This is a genomic window from Levilactobacillus yonginensis (assembly GCF_964065165.1).
In the GTDB taxonomy this organism is placed as follows: Bacteria; Bacillota; Bacilli; order Lactobacillales; family Lactobacillaceae; genus Levilactobacillus; species Levilactobacillus yonginensis_A.
The window spans coordinates 963,859-979,162 of record NZ_OZ061549.1; the positions used below are offsets into that span (position 1 = coordinate 963,859).

13 protein-coding genes are annotated in these 15,304 nt (G+C 47.0%); all 13 read right to left on the minus strand.

Translation table 11 applies throughout. The features are described from left to right. Positions 1 to 26: 26 nt before the first annotated feature. The 13 genes from whiA to lgt all read right to left on the minus strand — a co-directional run bounded on the left by whiA (position 27) and on the right by lgt (position 15,304). Entirely contained in the window at positions 27 to 965 is a 939-nt protein-coding gene (gene whiA / locus AB3Y94_RS04780; protein ID WP_367295249.1) for a DNA-binding protein WhiA, read from the minus strand. A 2-nt stretch (positions 966 to 967) separates the two neighbouring features. Further along, on the minus strand, positions 968 to 1,981 hold the full coding sequence (gene yvcK, locus AB3Y94_RS04785) for a uridine diphosphate-N-acetylglucosamine-binding protein YvcK (protein WP_367295250.1): 1,014 nt from the start codon (positions 1,979 to 1,981) through the stop codon (positions 968 to 970). Further along, on the minus strand, positions 1,978 to 2,862 hold the full coding sequence (gene rapZ, locus AB3Y94_RS04790) for an RNase adapter RapZ (protein ID WP_125683501.1): 885 nt from the start codon (positions 2,860 to 2,862) through the stop codon (positions 1,978 to 1,980). The genes yvcK and rapZ overlap by 4 nt, the downstream gene beginning before the upstream one ends. A gap of 183 nt (positions 2,863 to 3,045) precedes the next feature. After that, positions 3,046 to 4,044 carry an IS30 family transposase gene (locus AB3Y94_RS04795; protein ID WP_367294841.1) on the minus strand — a complete coding sequence of 333 codons (999 nt, stop codon included), beginning with the start codon at positions 4,042 to 4,044 and terminating at the stop codon, positions 3,046 to 3,048. Between the two features lie 186 nt (positions 4,045 to 4,230). Next, the gene (locus AB3Y94_RS04800) at positions 4,231 to 4,776 is read right to left on the minus strand and encodes an HdeD family acid-resistance protein (protein WP_367295251.1); all 546 of its coding nucleotides are present in this window, start codon (positions 4,774 to 4,776) and stop codon (positions 4,231 to 4,233) included. 333 nt (positions 4,777 to 5,109) lie between these two features. Then, entirely contained in the window at positions 5,110 to 7,980 is a 2,871-nt protein-coding gene (gene uvrA, locus AB3Y94_RS04805) for an excinuclease ABC subunit UvrA (RefSeq protein ID WP_367295252.1), read from the minus strand. Between the two features lie 20 nt (positions 7,981 to 8,000). Further along, the gene (gene uvrB / locus AB3Y94_RS04810) at positions 8,001 to 10,007 is read right to left on the minus strand and encodes an excinuclease ABC subunit UvrB (protein ID WP_367295253.1); all 2,007 of its coding nucleotides are present in this window, start codon (positions 10,005 to 10,007) and stop codon (positions 8,001 to 8,003) included. A gap of 165 nt (positions 10,008 to 10,172) precedes the next feature. Further along, positions 10,173 to 10,700 carry an acetyltransferase gene (locus tag AB3Y94_RS04815; RefSeq protein ID WP_367295254.1) on the minus strand — a complete coding sequence of 176 codons (528 nt, stop codon included), beginning with the start codon at positions 10,698 to 10,700 and terminating at the stop codon, positions 10,173 to 10,175. Beyond that, on the minus strand, positions 10,701 to 11,339 hold the full coding sequence (locus AB3Y94_RS04820) for an HD domain-containing protein (RefSeq protein WP_367295255.1): 639 nt from the start codon (positions 11,337 to 11,339) through the stop codon (positions 10,701 to 10,703). It abuts the gene before it with no gap. Between the two features lie 128 nt (positions 11,340 to 11,467). After that, a complete protein-coding gene (trxB, locus tag AB3Y94_RS04825; protein ID WP_367295256.1) occupies positions 11,468 to 12,409 on the minus strand; it encodes a thioredoxin-disulfide reductase in 942 nt (313 codons plus the stop codon). 65 nt (positions 12,410 to 12,474) lie between these two features. Beyond that, positions 12,475 to 13,380 (minus strand): UTP--glucose-1-phosphate uridylyltransferase GalU, encoded by a 906-nt coding sequence (gene galU, locus AB3Y94_RS04830; RefSeq protein WP_367295257.1) that lies wholly within the window; start codon positions 13,378 to 13,380, stop codon positions 12,475 to 12,477. A gap of 31 nt (positions 13,381 to 13,411) precedes the next feature. Further along, positions 13,412 to 14,425, minus strand: coding sequence for an NAD(P)H-dependent glycerol-3-phosphate dehydrogenase (locus AB3Y94_RS04835; RefSeq protein WP_367295258.1), 1,014 nt, complete (start codon positions 14,423 to 14,425; stop codon positions 13,412 to 13,414). A gap of 15 nt (positions 14,426 to 14,440) precedes the next feature. Then, complete coding sequence (gene lgt, locus AB3Y94_RS04840) at positions 14,441 to 15,304, minus strand: prolipoprotein diacylglyceryl transferase (protein ID WP_367295259.1); 864 nt, start codon at positions 15,302 to 15,304, stop codon at positions 14,441 to 14,443.

Genomic DNA, 15,304 nt, shown 5'->3' on the forward strand with positions numbered 1-15,304 from the left:
TGCCGAGATGTCAGTGACGCCTTTATTTAGGCCGAAGCCTCTTCTCTTAATTGCTTTGCATAATCATTGATTTTACGTAATCGATGGTTGATACCAGACTTTGAGATTGGTCCGCCCGGCACCAGGTCGCCTAACTCTTTCAAGCTAACTTCCGTATGTGCTAGCCGTGTCTCGGCCACTTCCCGTAGTTTAGTGGGCAACTGTCCTAACCCCACGGTAGCCTCGATAAACTGGATATTATCAATTTGGCGAGTCGACGCGTTAGCTACCTTATCCAAGTTGGCATTCTCGCAGTTCACCAACCGGTTGACAGAATTCCGCATGTCCCGCATAATCCGAACATCTTCAAAACGAAGCATCGCTGTCGTCGCCCCGATCAGTGAAAGAAAGTCTGCAATCTTCTCGGCGCCCTTCAAGTACGTGATGTACCCACTGCGGCGAACAATTGTCCTTGCATTTAAATTATAACGGTTCATCATTTCGGCAATCATTTGGTTATGTTCCTCATACAAAGAGTAAATTTCCAAATGGTAGCGACTGGTCTCCGGATTGTTCACGGACCCACCGGCCAAAAAGGCCCCACGGAGATAGGAACGTACCCGCATATCATCATCAAAAATTTCCTTGGGAACTGACTCCAAGAGTTGCATGCCATCAAAAATCCCCAAGTCAGATAAAACCTCTGTCGCGCCGGTTTTAACCCGAACAATATACAGATTATTCTTCTTTAATTTCATTTTACGACGAACTAATAGTTCACTTTCTAGGTCGTAAAACTGTTTGAGCAGCTGATACATCCGGCGAGCAATCGCTGGGTTCTCCGTCTGCACGTTCAAGACGAAGCGGTGATTAGCAAGACCTAATGCCCCGTTCATCCGAATCAACGCGACCAGCTCGGCCTTTGCGTTCTCCCGATGAACCTCCAGGGTGGTTAATTCTTTTTTGACTTCACTGGCATATGACACCGTTAAGGCCTCCGTTTCATTCGATAACGTGGCTGTCCAATCAAATTCAAGAGTTCGTGAACGACCTCTTGACCATTATGGAACGCCCCATTGTCGCGTAGTTGTAAAAAATCGGTTGAAATGACCCGGCACCCCTGATCACGGAGTCCCTGAAAATCATGACGGACCGGTTGAGACATTTCGTCCCAACGTTGGTAATCAATGTACTGGTCAGGCACCTTCCGTGTATTGACCAATACAGTATCAATAAAGTTTGTCTTTAAATGTTTATTCAAAACCCGAACATGGTCGGCATCCGTGAAGTTTTCCGTTTCACCCTTCTGCGTCATGATATTGCAGATGTAAACAACTTCGGCGGAGCTCTCCTTAACGGCTTGACCAACACTATCAATCATTAAATTAGGTAGGATACTGGTAAACAAACTACCTGGCCCAAGCACAATCTGATCAGCGTTCATAATCGCATCAATCACCGGTTGAACCGCGTGCGGCTGCTGATGATGGTCACTCGTCTCGACCCACACTCGCTTAATCAATTTGTGTGCAGCCGTTATTTCGGACTCCCCACTGAGGGTACTTCCATCATCAAACTGAGCATGTAACTCCAGTGGCTCGTTGGCAGCCGGATAGATGTGCCCGTTGACCCGCATTAACTGAGACAGCTCCTGAACGGCGTCGAAAATCCCGCCACGCATTTCGGACAGAGCCGCAATGATTAAATTACCAATCGCGTGCCCGGCAAAGAAATCGTCGGTCGTTTCAAACCGATATTGGAACAATTCCTTATAAATTGAAGGGAGCTCAGCTAATGCCACCATCACGTTTCGAATATCTCCAGGCGGCACCACGTTAACGTAGTGTCGAATGATACCGGACGATCCCCCATCATCAGCAACGGTGACTACTGCCGTGATATCCACATCCTGGTCGCGTAAATTACGCAGAATGACGGGCAGTCCCGTTCCTCCGCCAATGACCACAATTTTTGGTCGGCGGCTGTTCATTACCTCTCTCATGATCGATTAGCGGACTCCTTTCGCTTCTCAATATCGCGATGGGTCACGTGAACGGGATAAGCATCCCCTAAGGCCTTGCCAATTCGTTCCGTAATCGCAACGGACCGATGTTGGCCACCCGTACACCCAATAGCAATGGTAAGACTAGATTTTCCTTCTTTTTTGTAGCCCGGGACAATCGTTGTCAACAGGCCTAAAAATTGTTGATAAAATTCTTCAGTTTGAGGCTGACTCATTACATAGTCGTATACTGGTTTGTCCAATCCGGTCTGTTCTCGCAACTCTGGCAAGTAGTACGGATTTGGCAAAAACCGAACATCCATGACAATATCAGCATCAATCGGCAACCCGTATTTAAAGCCAAACGACATCATCTCAATGTGAAAGGCTTGGGTGGTTTCCGTCTCATAATTGTGGAAAATTTCTTCACGAAGCTTACGAGGACTCAACTTGGTCGTATCAATGACCAGCTGGGCTGCCTGACGAATAGGCTCTAGCAGTTTTCGTTCCCGCTGAATTCCCTCCATCACACGACCATTTCGTGCCAACGGATGGGAGCGTCGCGTCTCTTTGTACCGCGAAACCAATTCCTCATCCGAAGCATCCAAAAACAATACCTGGGCGTTCATGGTCCCATGCACCGCAACATCATTCAGCATGCGCACAATTTCGTCGTAAAATGCCCGTGAACGTAAATCAATCACTAAAGCAATCTTCGACAGCTTACCAGACTCACGAACTAAATCCCAAAATTTTGGTAGCAACGAAGGGGGCATGTTATCAATACAAAAATAGCCTAAATCTTCAAAACTTTGCATGGCAACCGTCTTACCGGCTCCGCTCATCCCGGTAATGATTACCAAATGGATTTCTTCAGTCATGGCTCTCCTCCTGCTCCTAAATTGAAACAATCTTTTAGCAGTATAACACACCGGGTGTGTCTTTTCCTAATGATTCCTGTAAATTAACCCTAAAAACGTCAAAAAATACCGAACATTCTTAAAAACTTGCAGGCTCTCATCAAGTCGATCTCCTCGGCCAACAATCCGAACGACGACGAATTGTCAAATCAAGTGTAACTTTGTCCCAAAGAAAACTTCAGATGGACTCTTCCAGCCTAAAATCTTGCGTGGTCGGTTATTTAGCACTTCAACGAACTGATAAATATCTTGGTCAGTGAGCTGATCTAAATCGGTTCCCTTGGGGAAGTACTCACGAATAAGGCCATTGGTATTCTCATTGGTTCCCCGTTGCTGGGGCGCATGTGGATCTGGGAAATAGACTGGAATACCAAGTTCTTGACTAACTTCGCGGTATCCTGCGAATTCAGTTCCACGATCCGGCGTAAGCGTACGAACTCGTTTGGGCGTCACAGTATGCAGTAGGTCAATCATAGCTTGCGTGACGTTCTTGGCGTTTACTTTGGAAACTCGTTGAGACAATAAGTACCGTGATTTACGGTCCACCAATGTAACCAAAGCTGAACGCCCAGTTTTACCCCGAACGGTGTCGCCTTCCCAATGGCCGAACCAGCTCCGTTTATTACACGAAACTGGTCGTTCATGAACTGAAAGAACTTCGTTAAACCGACCACGTCGTTCGTTAACCGTTCCTTTGACCTTACGGGTTTTGCCACGGTGGCGCAACTTTCGGGCAAAACCACGAGCACCGTGACTCTTGCGTTTAATCCCTAAATTATCGAGTTTAATTCCGCGATAAATAGTATTGTAACTGATTTGCCATTCGCTATTTTCGTGAACTAAACGGCCTGAGATTTGTTCCGGAGACCATTGGCATTGAACGATGCGGTGAAGGACAAAATCTCGTAGTTTCAAGTCAGCTAAGATCCTAGGACGTCGGCTTTTCAGTCGCCGTCTCTGATAGTTCTCTTGTGCTTTGACAGCTGAATATGCATCACGGCCACCGTTGCGCTTAATTTCGCGTGATACGGTGGCTTTTGAGCAGCCAATTTTCTCCGCAATACCTTGATAAGTATCGTTTAAAGTGACTCCTAACAGTATGCATTCTCGGTCTTTTAAGGTAAGATGATTGTACGGACTCATAGCCTAAGATCTCCTTTAAGTGATTGTTGTGGTGACTTCATTTTACAGGACTCAGGCTATGAGTTCTTTTTTATTTTCTTCTTACTTGTTGCACTTCAATTGTAAATTCGTCACATCAAAAAAGCCAGCGTGGACTCCTCACCATGGATGACCTCACACTAGCTTTAATTGACGATATTAGCAGCTTTAAGACCGACTACGAGCAAACGCAATCCAGATAGCATTCACACCGAAAACTACGAAGAAGAAGGCTAACAGGGCGTTCAGAGAGAATGCTGCGATTACCGGGTGAATGAATAACATGATTCCCACCAATAATGTGACGATATCTAAAACGATTGATAGCCAGTAGAATCCGCCACCAAAACGACGCAAATGGCTAGCCACAACTAATCGTTCAACGGAATCAAAAATAAACCACAAAGCAAACAGGTAGCCCAATGAAACGATGGCACTATCCATATCAAAGAAGAACACGACCGCAATTAAGATATCTAAGATACCAAATGCCAGAGCAAAGTTTGCCCGCACACCAGTTACATCACGTAGCTTCTTGTATCCAGCAATTGTGGTCAATCCACTCAACAACGCCATGAAGGCAAAGATAATAGCTAATCCGGTAAGACCAATTTTAGGCGAGCGGAAGAGACCAAAGGCGGCAACTAAAAATAGAATACCGAGAATAAACTCGCTCCAGTCAAATCCCCAGCGGGACCGATTCATATCAAACATATTTGCATCTCCTCACAAATTCAGTCATTTGACGACTGGTTTCAACCATTGTACTGGTTTTCACCGCTTCTCACAAGTTGTGGGCCGAAAAAATCATCCCTATACATCACATTTAGATGACATGAATCAAGGTGATGAGCTAGCAAGCCTTAGAATCGTTACCAGCCCTGGACTTGGATGGTTTGACGTTCGGGGTTAAGCGAAACTAGCCGTCTTTTAGCACATGCCTTCAGTTAAGCAAACCTGGAAACAAAAAAAAGCCTGAGACTTTTGCCTCAGGCTCTTCAATCATTTCATAATCAATCGTAATTACTTCCACAAACCAGTTCTTAACTACTTTTTAGCTTTAGCTGGTTTTTGATCAGCCAACGTCCGGGCCTTGTCCCGTTCTAAGACGGGCTTTAAGTACTTTCCAGTATAACTATTCGTTACTTCGGCAAGTTCTTCTGGTGTCCCGGTAGCAACGACGTTACCGCCAGCTTCCCCACCTTCAGGACCCAAGTCAATCAAATGGTCGGCCGTCTTGATCACATCCAGATTGTGCTCAATCACTAGGACGGTATTGCCCTTGTTTACTAATCGGTGCAAAACAACCAATAACCGTTTAATATCGTCGGTATGCAACCCCGTCGTCGGTTCATCAAGAATGTAGAAATTCTTCCCATTCTGCTGTTTATGCAGTTCAGAAGCCAACTTCATCCGTTGTGCTTCACCACCAGATAGCGTCGTGGCAGGTTGGCCCAACTTCACGTAGCCTAAACCAACGTCCTGAATCGTCTGCAACTTCCGAGTTATCTTAGGAATAGCTTCAAAGAACTTCAAAGCCTCACTGACCGTCATGTTCAAAACGTCCGAAATGTTCTTCCCTTTGTATTCAACTTCCAGGGTTTCAGAATTATAGCGCGTTCCATGACAGACTTCACAAGGAACGTAAACGTCTGGCAAAAAGTTCATTTCAATCTTCAAGATACCGTCACCATGGCAGGCTTCACAACGCCCTCCCTTGGTATTGAAACTGAAACGCCCCTTCTGATAACCACGAAGCTTGGCATCATTTGTCTGAGCAAAAAGCGCCCGCACGTCATCAAACACACCTGTGTAGGTGGCTGGATTACTTCGAGGAGTCCGGCCAATTGGGCTCTGGTCAATATCGACAAGCCGTTCAATATTCTTCACACCTGCGATACTCTGGTACTTCCCAGGTTTTTCTGAATTATTATTCAGCTTTTGCGCCAACGCTCGTTTCAAAATTGTATTCACTAAGGTTGACTTACCGGAACCGGAAACTCCAGTCACGACCACAAATTCGCCCAGTGGAAAATCAACCGTAATATCCTTCAAGTTATTTTCAGCAGCACCAGTCACCCGGATTTCCTTACCGTTACCTTCACGGCGTTCCAAGGGGACTGGGATATACTGCTTACCTGACAAGTATTGTCCTGTCAAGGATTTACGGGACCGCATCACCTGTTTGGGCGTGCCGGCAGCCATCACGTGGCCCCCATTCTCACCAGCACCCGGCCCAATATCAACAATATAATCCGCAGCCCGCATCGTATCCTCATCATGTTCGACGACAATCAAAGTGTTACCGAGATCCCGCATTTGCTTCAGCGAGGCAATTAACCGATCGTTATCGCGTTGGTGAAGTCCAATTGATGGTTCGTCCAAGATGTACAATACACCGGAAAGGTTGGAACCAATCTGAGTAGCTAGCCGAATCCGCTGCGCTTCCCCACCGGACAATGTCCGGGCAGAACGACTCAGCGTCAAGTAATCCAATCCTACGTTCCGCAAGAACGTCAGCCGATCCCGAATTTCCTTTAAAATGGGTTGGGCAATCACCTGATTCTGTTCACCGAAGGAAAGGTCCTTGAAGAACGAAAGTTCCTGATCCACGGGTAAATTAGAAACCTCACCAATGTGTTGATGGTTAATTTGAACACTCAGGGCTTGGCGATTCAACCGATAACCGTGACAAGTCTGGCAAGTCAATTCCGTCATGTATTTACGCATAACATCCCGTGTGAATTCACTGTTCGTTTCATGGTAGCGCCGGTTAACATTAGGAATGACCCCTTCAAAAGCCACATCAATGTCCCGCACCCCACCAAAATCATTTTCATAGTGGAAGTGGAACTCCTTGCCTTGAGAACCATACAAAACCATAGCCCGGTCCGTCTTGGATAAATCCTTAAATGGCGTATCCATGTCAACGTCAAAGGCATCACATGCTTGTTCTAGTAAAGCGGGATAGTACTGCGAACTAATAGGATTCCAGGGTTCCAGAGCCCCTTCACGTAGCGTCTTCGTCTGATCCGGTACGACTAAATCCAAGTCAACTTCCAACTTAACCCCTAGACCATCACAGTCCGGGCAAGCACCAAATGGCGCGTTAAAAGAGAACAGGCGGGGTTCCAATTCACCCACCGTGAACCCACAGACTGGACAAGCATAGTGTTCGGAAAAAACCATGGGCTCGCCATCAATCAGATCAGCCACCGCATAACCACCACTTAGCCGCAGAGCCGCTTCAAACGAATCGAACAAGCGGGACCGGATACCAGACTTAACCACGATTCGATCAATCACAATCGCAATATCATGATTTTGATTCTTATTTAATTCAGGCACGTCATCCAAATCCATGGTCGCACCATCAACCCGGACCCGCACAAATCCTTCACGCTGAATCTTTTCAAAAATCTTTTTGTGTTGCCCCTTCTTCCCCCGCACAATGGGTGAAAGAATCTGGAGCTTGGTCCGTTCGGGCAGATCCAAAATTTGGTCAACCATTTGTTCAACACTTTGACTCGTGATTTTCGTGCCATCGTTAGGACAGATAGGTGTTCCCACCCGAGCCCAGAGCAACCGCAAGTAATCATTGATTTCGGTAACCGTTCCCACGGTGGACCGAGGGTTCTTGGACGTGGTCTTTTGGTCAATAGAGATAGCCGGGCTTAGCCCATCAATAGAGTCGACATCTGGTTTATCCATTTGTCCCAAGAACTGTCGTGCATACGACGACAAACTTTCCACGTAACGTCGTTGACCTTCAGCGTAAAGGGTATCAAAGGCAAGGGAACTCTTCCCAGAACCCGATAACCCACTGATAACGACCAACTTATTCTTCGGAATCGTGACGTCGATATCCTTTAAATTATGGGCTCGTGCCCCGTGAATCACAATTTTATCATTTGCCAATTGCCTGTCTCCTCACCGACCTAATCACCAATTTCGGTCTTCATATCCATAACTGTGTCCCGTAACGAAGCGGCCTGTTCAAAGTCCAGCTTCTTGGCAGCTGCACGCATTTCGTCTTCTAAACGGGCAATCAATTTCTCTTGATCTTCCTTGGTCATATCCTCAAAGTCACTGGCAACGAAATCATCTTTCTCATCTCCGTTGTCATTTTTCTTAGTGACTGCAATCAAATCACGAATTGGTTTGATAATCGTCGTTGGCGTAATGCCGTGCTCCTTGTTGTAAGCAATCTGAATCTGTCGCCGCCGAGCCGTTTCATCAATGGCTGCCTGCATAGATTCCGTCGTAGAGTCCGCATACATGATTACCGCCCCATGGGAGTTCCGGGCCGCCCGACCAATAGTTTGAATCAGTGACCGTTCGTTCCGTAAGAAGCCTTCCTTATCGGCGTCCAAAATCGCTACCAAGGAAACTTCAGGAATATCGATTCCTTCCCGCAATAAGTTAATTCCTACCAAAACATCGTACTTACCTAGCCGAAGATCTCGCATAATCTCCGTCCGTTCCAACGTCTTAATGTCAGAGTGCAAGTAGGCCACCTTGATACCCAAGTCCTTTAAATAATCCGTCAAGTCTTCCGACATCTTCTTAGTCAACGTCGTGACGAAAGTCCGTTCATTCTTTTCGACCCGCGCATTAATTTCACCGACTAAGTCATCCATCTGGCCCATAATTGGCCGAACCTCGATGGTTGGATCTAGTAAGCCAGTTGGTCGAATAATTTGTTGCACGACGTGGTCCGTCTGTTCATGCTCATATGGTCCCGGCGTGGCAGACATGTAAACAACCTGATTGATATGCTGCTCAACCTCGTTCAATTTCAGTGGTCGGTTGTCCAAAGCACTTGGCAACCGAAACCCATAATCAACCAATTGTTGCTTCCGAGCTCGGTCACCATTGTACATCCCCCGGACTTGCGGCATCGTCACGTGAGATTCATCGACGACCAACAAAAAGTCCTTCGGGAAGAAATCCAATAAAGTGTATGGTGGTTCACCAGGCTTGCGACCATCCATCCAGCGAGAATAGTTTTCAATCCCACTCGTGTAGCCCATTTCTCGCATCATTTCAACATCATACGTGGTCCGCTGCTTCAACCGTTGGGCTTCCAGCAACTTACCATCACCTTCAAGTTCGGCGACCCGGTCCTTCAATTCTCCCTCGATACCATTCGTAGCCTGAGCCATAATGTCATCGTTAGTCATAAAGTGGGTTGCCGGGAAAATGGCCACGTGTTCACGATCACCAACGATCTCGCCGGTCAGGGAATCTACTTCACGAATTCGATCAATTTCATCACCAAAGAATTCAACCCGAAGCGCCCGGTCATCCCGTGATGCTGGAAAAATTTCGACCACGTCACCGTGGACCCGGAACCGACCCCGTTGAAAATCGTAATCATTGCGTTCGAATTGAATATTCACCAATTTACGCAGGAGTGCATCCCGCTCGATCTCCTGACCAACTCGCAAGGAAACCACGTGATTCTTGTACTCGGTAGGATCCCCTAAACCAAAAATAGAAGAAACTGAGGCCACCACAATGACGTCATTTCTTTCCAACAACGAACTCGTCGCCGAGTGTCGTAACTTATCGATTTCATCGTTGATGGATGAATCCTTTTCAATGTAAGTATCACTCGAAGGCACGTACGCTTCCGGTTGATAATAATCATAATAACTCACAAAATATTCAACCGCATTGTTAGGAAAGAACTGCTTGAACTCCCCGTATAGCTGGCCCGCTAACGTCTTATTATGGGACAGCACTAGCGTGGGTTTGTTAACGTTCTTAATGACGTTAGAAATCGTAAAAGTCTTCCCAGTCCCGGTAGCTCCCAAAAGGATCTGCGCCTTTTCACCGTCCTCAATGCCTTCGGTCAATTGACGAATTGCCTCCGGTTGATCCCCCGTTGGCTGATACTTTGACACCAGATCAAACTTTTTATCCGTTTGCCGGTCAATCATAGATGGTAACCTCCCTACCTTAAATTATTAATGAGCTGTGGCCGCTGACAAACAGCTAATCCCCAGCCGTTTATTTGATTTCATCAGAAAAAATGGGAAACGGAGCGCTTCCCATCACGTTCAAATATTTTACCATACCGAACATACTTTCGCCACTCAGGCGCCCTATCGAGAGAATTTATCCTGATAGATGGTAATGTTAGCGGTGCGGTCTTCTTTAACAACGCTGGTCGTCTGAACAGCTGTTAGCTGTAAGTCCTCCCAGAATTGTTTCATTTGCCGGTCACCCATGAAAACACTGAGTTGAAGTTGGACGGCCCCAGCTTCGTGGAGTACCGCCACTAGACTGCGGTAATAGGCGGCTGACTCCGCTGTCGTCAAAGTCTTAGCCGGCAGCCACATCCCCAACCACACCAAACTAGGTAGTGGGTAATCAATAATCAGGTCAACCAAGACCACTAGTTGCCCACCCTGAAAGATTCCCAGGTAGGCCTTCTGCTCTGGCAAAGCGTTCAAAGGAATGTCTGTGACATCCTGAATAGCTTCCTGACGTGTCACTGGATGGTCCTGAAAATGGGAAAAATAGTCCGGATGCGCCGCTTGAAACGCATAGATCAGGTCGTCATCCGCATGCGTTAATGGTCGCACCGTAGCTCCCTTTAAACTCTGACTCCAAACTTCAGCAAGTTTCATTTAATCATTATCCTCCAATAAGTGGTCCGTCAATTGTGCTAGCTTTTGCCGGTCACTAAAGTCAGCGGCCAACATCTCCGGCAACACATCTGATAAGAAATAACGGACACACGGCATTTGTTTGAACTTTAAAATAGTCGACAAACTTTCACGGTATATTTCTGTGAAGACGGGTTCTGGATTACCCTTTTGGATCTCCCCAAAGGATTCGTACAACAAATCTACTTTATCCGCCACCGAAAGGATTTGACCTTCCAGCGTATCGTCCTTTCCCTCACCCAAACGCCGGGTGTAAGCCGCCTGAAACTGTTTAGGAATTTCATTTTGAATAAAGTTGGCAGTCAAGGAAGTCTCGACATCAGCCAACATTGTACGTAACTCGGGCGTCGCATACTTCACAGGCGTTTTAATATCACCGATAAAGCGTTCGGTGTAGTCGTGATTTAACGCCTTTTCATACAGCAAACGCCAGTCCACCTGGTGACCGGCCTGCTCCTCAACGTCACCTAAGAACTGGGCAACTTCGGCAACCTTGAAAGAATGAGCAGCCACGGAATGTTGCTCAAATTTAAAGTACCCTGGCGCCCGGTCAATTGTTTCCAAGTCACTTAAACTCTGTAAAAACTGATTCATTCCCACGTTTGCTCAGCTCCCTTAAAATTGATTCTCCTCGTCACTAGCGTCCGCTTGACGGTAGTACTCAACAATTCTGCCAACAAAAAAGCGGAAACCACCCCGATGAGGTCGTCTCCGCTAAGTTTAACATGTTATTGGGCGGAAGCCGCCTTTGATTTTAAAGTCTCCAAATAACTGAAGGCTTCTTGCCCAGCGATACCACCGTCACCAACGGCCGTGGTAATCTGCCGCAGGTCTTTTTGCCGAACATCACCAATAGCAAAGATCCCAGGAACGGCAGTTGCCATGTGGTCATCAGTCTTGATCCAGCCAGCTTCGTCCAAAATACCTAAGCCCTTGAAGGCGTCAGTCATTGGTAACGTCCCCACGTAAATGAAGACACCACTAGCTGATAATTCACCGGTTTCACCGGTTTGATTATTCTTAGTTGCAACACCCGTAACCTTCATCTCGTCACCCAAGATAGCCGTTACGTTCGTGTTCCAGATAAATTCAATCTTTTCGTTGGCAAAAGCCCGGTCTTGGATGATTTTTTGTGCCCGGAGTTGATCCCGCCGAACCACAATGGTCACCTTGGAAGCTAAACCAGCTAAGTAGATTCCTTCTTCAATTGCGGAATCTCCCCCACCAACAACAATGACTTCACGATTCTTAAAAAACGCACCGTCACAGACCGCGCAGTAGGAAACGCCTCGGCCACCAAATTCATCTTCACCGGGGACGCCAAGTTTCTTGTACTCGGAGCCCGTTGCCACGATGACTGCCTTGGCTGAGTAATCGCCATCATCAGTCTTCACAACCTTATGGTCGCCGTGGTCTTCAATAGATTCAACACTGCCGTACGCAAATTCAGCGCCAAACTGGGTTGACCCATCATACATATCCTTAGCCAGGTCTGGTCCGAGGACCGACTTGAACCCAGGATAATTTTCAATCGCAGCGGTGTTGTTCATTTGCCCACCGTAAATTCCCCGGTCGAGCATCAGGACTGACAAGTTAGCCCGTGACGCATATAGCGCCCCAGTCATACCGCCAGGACCCGCACCGATGACAATGACATCATAATTTTTCACGTGTAACGCTCCCTTCTGCTCTTTAGCCTAAATGATACTTTACTATTAAAAAGTAAGTTTGTCACCTATTTCGACTTGGCAGCCTTTTCGTCGGCCGCGGTCAGTTTCGTTCCCAGTTCCTTGATGTAGGCCCGGAGTTGATCTTTGGTTTCAGGGTGTTGTAGACCATATTCAATGTTCGTTTGAATCCAGCCAAACTTGTTACCAACATCAAACCGCTTGCCCGTATATTCATGGGCGAAGACCCGTTGTGTCTGGTTGAGTCGATCGATGGCATCCGTCAATTGTAATTCGTTGCCTAAACCAACAGGAGTGTTCTCCAACGCTTCAAAAATCTCTGGCGTAAATAGGTACCGACCAATAATTGCCAAATCACTTGGCGCTTCATCTGGCTGTGGCTTCTCAACAAAGTTCGTGACGTTGTACAACCCTGGTTCAGTTTCTTCCGAAGGATTAATCACACCATACTTGGCGGTGTCCTGATGAGGCACCCGCATTACGGCCAACGTGGAAGCACCCGTTTCGTTGTAACGGTCAATCAATTGTTTAGTCAGAGGTACTTTGCTATCAGTCATGTCATCACCCAGCATAACGATAAACGGTTCATCACCAATAAAAGCCTTCGCCGTTAAGACGGCATCACCTAAACCACGTGGATAGGGCTGACGAATGAAGTAAAGATTCATGCCAGTCGTTTCCTGAACCTGACGCAAAAGTTCATCCTTATGCTTAGCTTCCAGATTAGCTTCCAATTCAGGGTTGGAATCAAAGTGATCTTCAATCGACCGCTTTGACTTGCCATCAACGATTACAATGTCTTCAATTCCTGACTTACGGGCTTCTTCAACGATAAATTGAATCGTTGGTTTGTCCACAATTGGTAACATTTCCTTAGCTAATGCCTTTGTAGCTGGTAAGAAACGGGTCCCCAGACCCGCCGCTGGAATCACTGCTTTTCTAACTTTTCTCATAGTTCAAAATCCTTCCTCGTATCCCCTGCAATTAAAATTCAGAACGGCCTTCACGTTGCATCAAATCTGAAATAGCCTGCCGAATGTCTTTACCTTCATAAATAACTTGGTAAATAGCTTCTGTGATTGGCATCGAAACGCCACGTTCCTTTGACAACTCATAAGCTGCCTTAGTTGTTGCCAAGCCTTCAATTACCATTCCCATGTGGTTGATGACATCATCTAACGCTTCACCGCGGCCCAATTCGTCTCCAGCCCGCCAGTTTCGTGAATTAGAACTGGTAGCAGTCACGATGATATCACCGACACCGGATAAACCGATGAAGGTCATTGGGTCAGCTCCAAATGACGTCCCCAACCGAGAAATTTCGGCCAGGCCACGGGTCATTAAGGCAGCCTTAGCATTATCCCCATAACCTAAGCCATGTAAGGCACCGGCTCCTAAAGCAATGATGTTCTTCAGAGCGGCCCCGATTTCAACACCGATAACGTCAGAGTTTGTGTAAACCCGGAAGTATGGTGTCATAAATAATTTCTGAACAAATTTAGCTGATTCTGGGTTGGCACTAGCTGCCGTAACCAGAGTGATGTCCTTACGAGCAACGTCTTCAGCATGACTGGGTCCGGACAATACCGTGACCCCTTTGCGGTTACCTTCAGGGATTTCTTCTTCCAATACTTGTGAGAGCCGCTTGTACGTCTTCTGCTCAATTCCCTTACTAGCGTGGATCAGTTGCGGCTGCAGGTTCTTTTCCTTCAGAATCGTTGCAACGTTTCCAGCAACGGAACGGATGGCCTTGGTTGGTACCACGAATAAGATGGCATCAACATCATCCAGAGCGCTGGCTAGATCAGAGTAAGCTACTAATGAAGGTGAGAACGTGTAATCCTTGATGTAGTGTGCGTTGGTGTGCTGCGTATTCAGTTCCTCAACCTGCTTGGGATTGTACGACCATAACCGAACATCATGCCCATTTTCATCCAGGACACTCGCTAAAATTGACCCCCATGAACCGGCACCGAGTACTGCAATTTTCTCTGACATAGTAATGGATTCTCCTTATTTAGAAAGTTTAGTTTTTTCTCGAAACGGATTCCCGTCAAGGTAGGCTACCGGTGGATTAGCTTCCCGCCGCCGGTAGATCCAAATAATCAGGGCTCCCACGAACAACACAACTGATAAGGCTTGTGAGATGCGTAGCAGATGGAACAGCCACAGACTATCCGTCCGCATACCCTCGATGAAGAACCGACCAAATGAATACCACATCACATAAGCAAGGAACACCTCACCCTGGCGAAATAACCCAGGGTAGTGACGCAAGCTCATTAGAACGACAAACCCCATGAGACTCCAGGTGGATTCATAGAGGAACGTTGGCTGGCGGTACATCCCGTTGACTAACATTTGACCAATGATCCAGTTGGGTAGGTGTAACCCCTGCAAGAACGCCAGACTAGTCACCCGACCATAGGCTTCTTGATTCATGAAGTTTCCCCACCGACCAATGGCCTGACCTAAAATCACGGTCGGTGCAGCCACATCCAACATCAGCCAGGTTGGAATAAACCGTGACCGACAGAAGATCACCACGACGATTCCAGCCCCAATCAGGGACCCATAGATGGCAATTCCACCATCCCAAATCGCAATGATTTCACTGGCATGCTTAGCATAGTAGTTCCAATTAAAGACGACGTAATACAGCCGCGCAGCAATCAACGCTGCGGGTAACGCCCACAAAATCATGTCATAAATGTCATCAGGATCAATTCCTCGTCGTCGCCCTTCACGGACCGCTAACGTAACTGCGAGGACAACCCCCGCAGCAATGATGACCCCGTACCAGTGAACGGCAATGGGGCCTAAATGAATGGCGATGGGGTTAAGCGCCGCCACGATTGGTGAAAAGATAACGCCCAT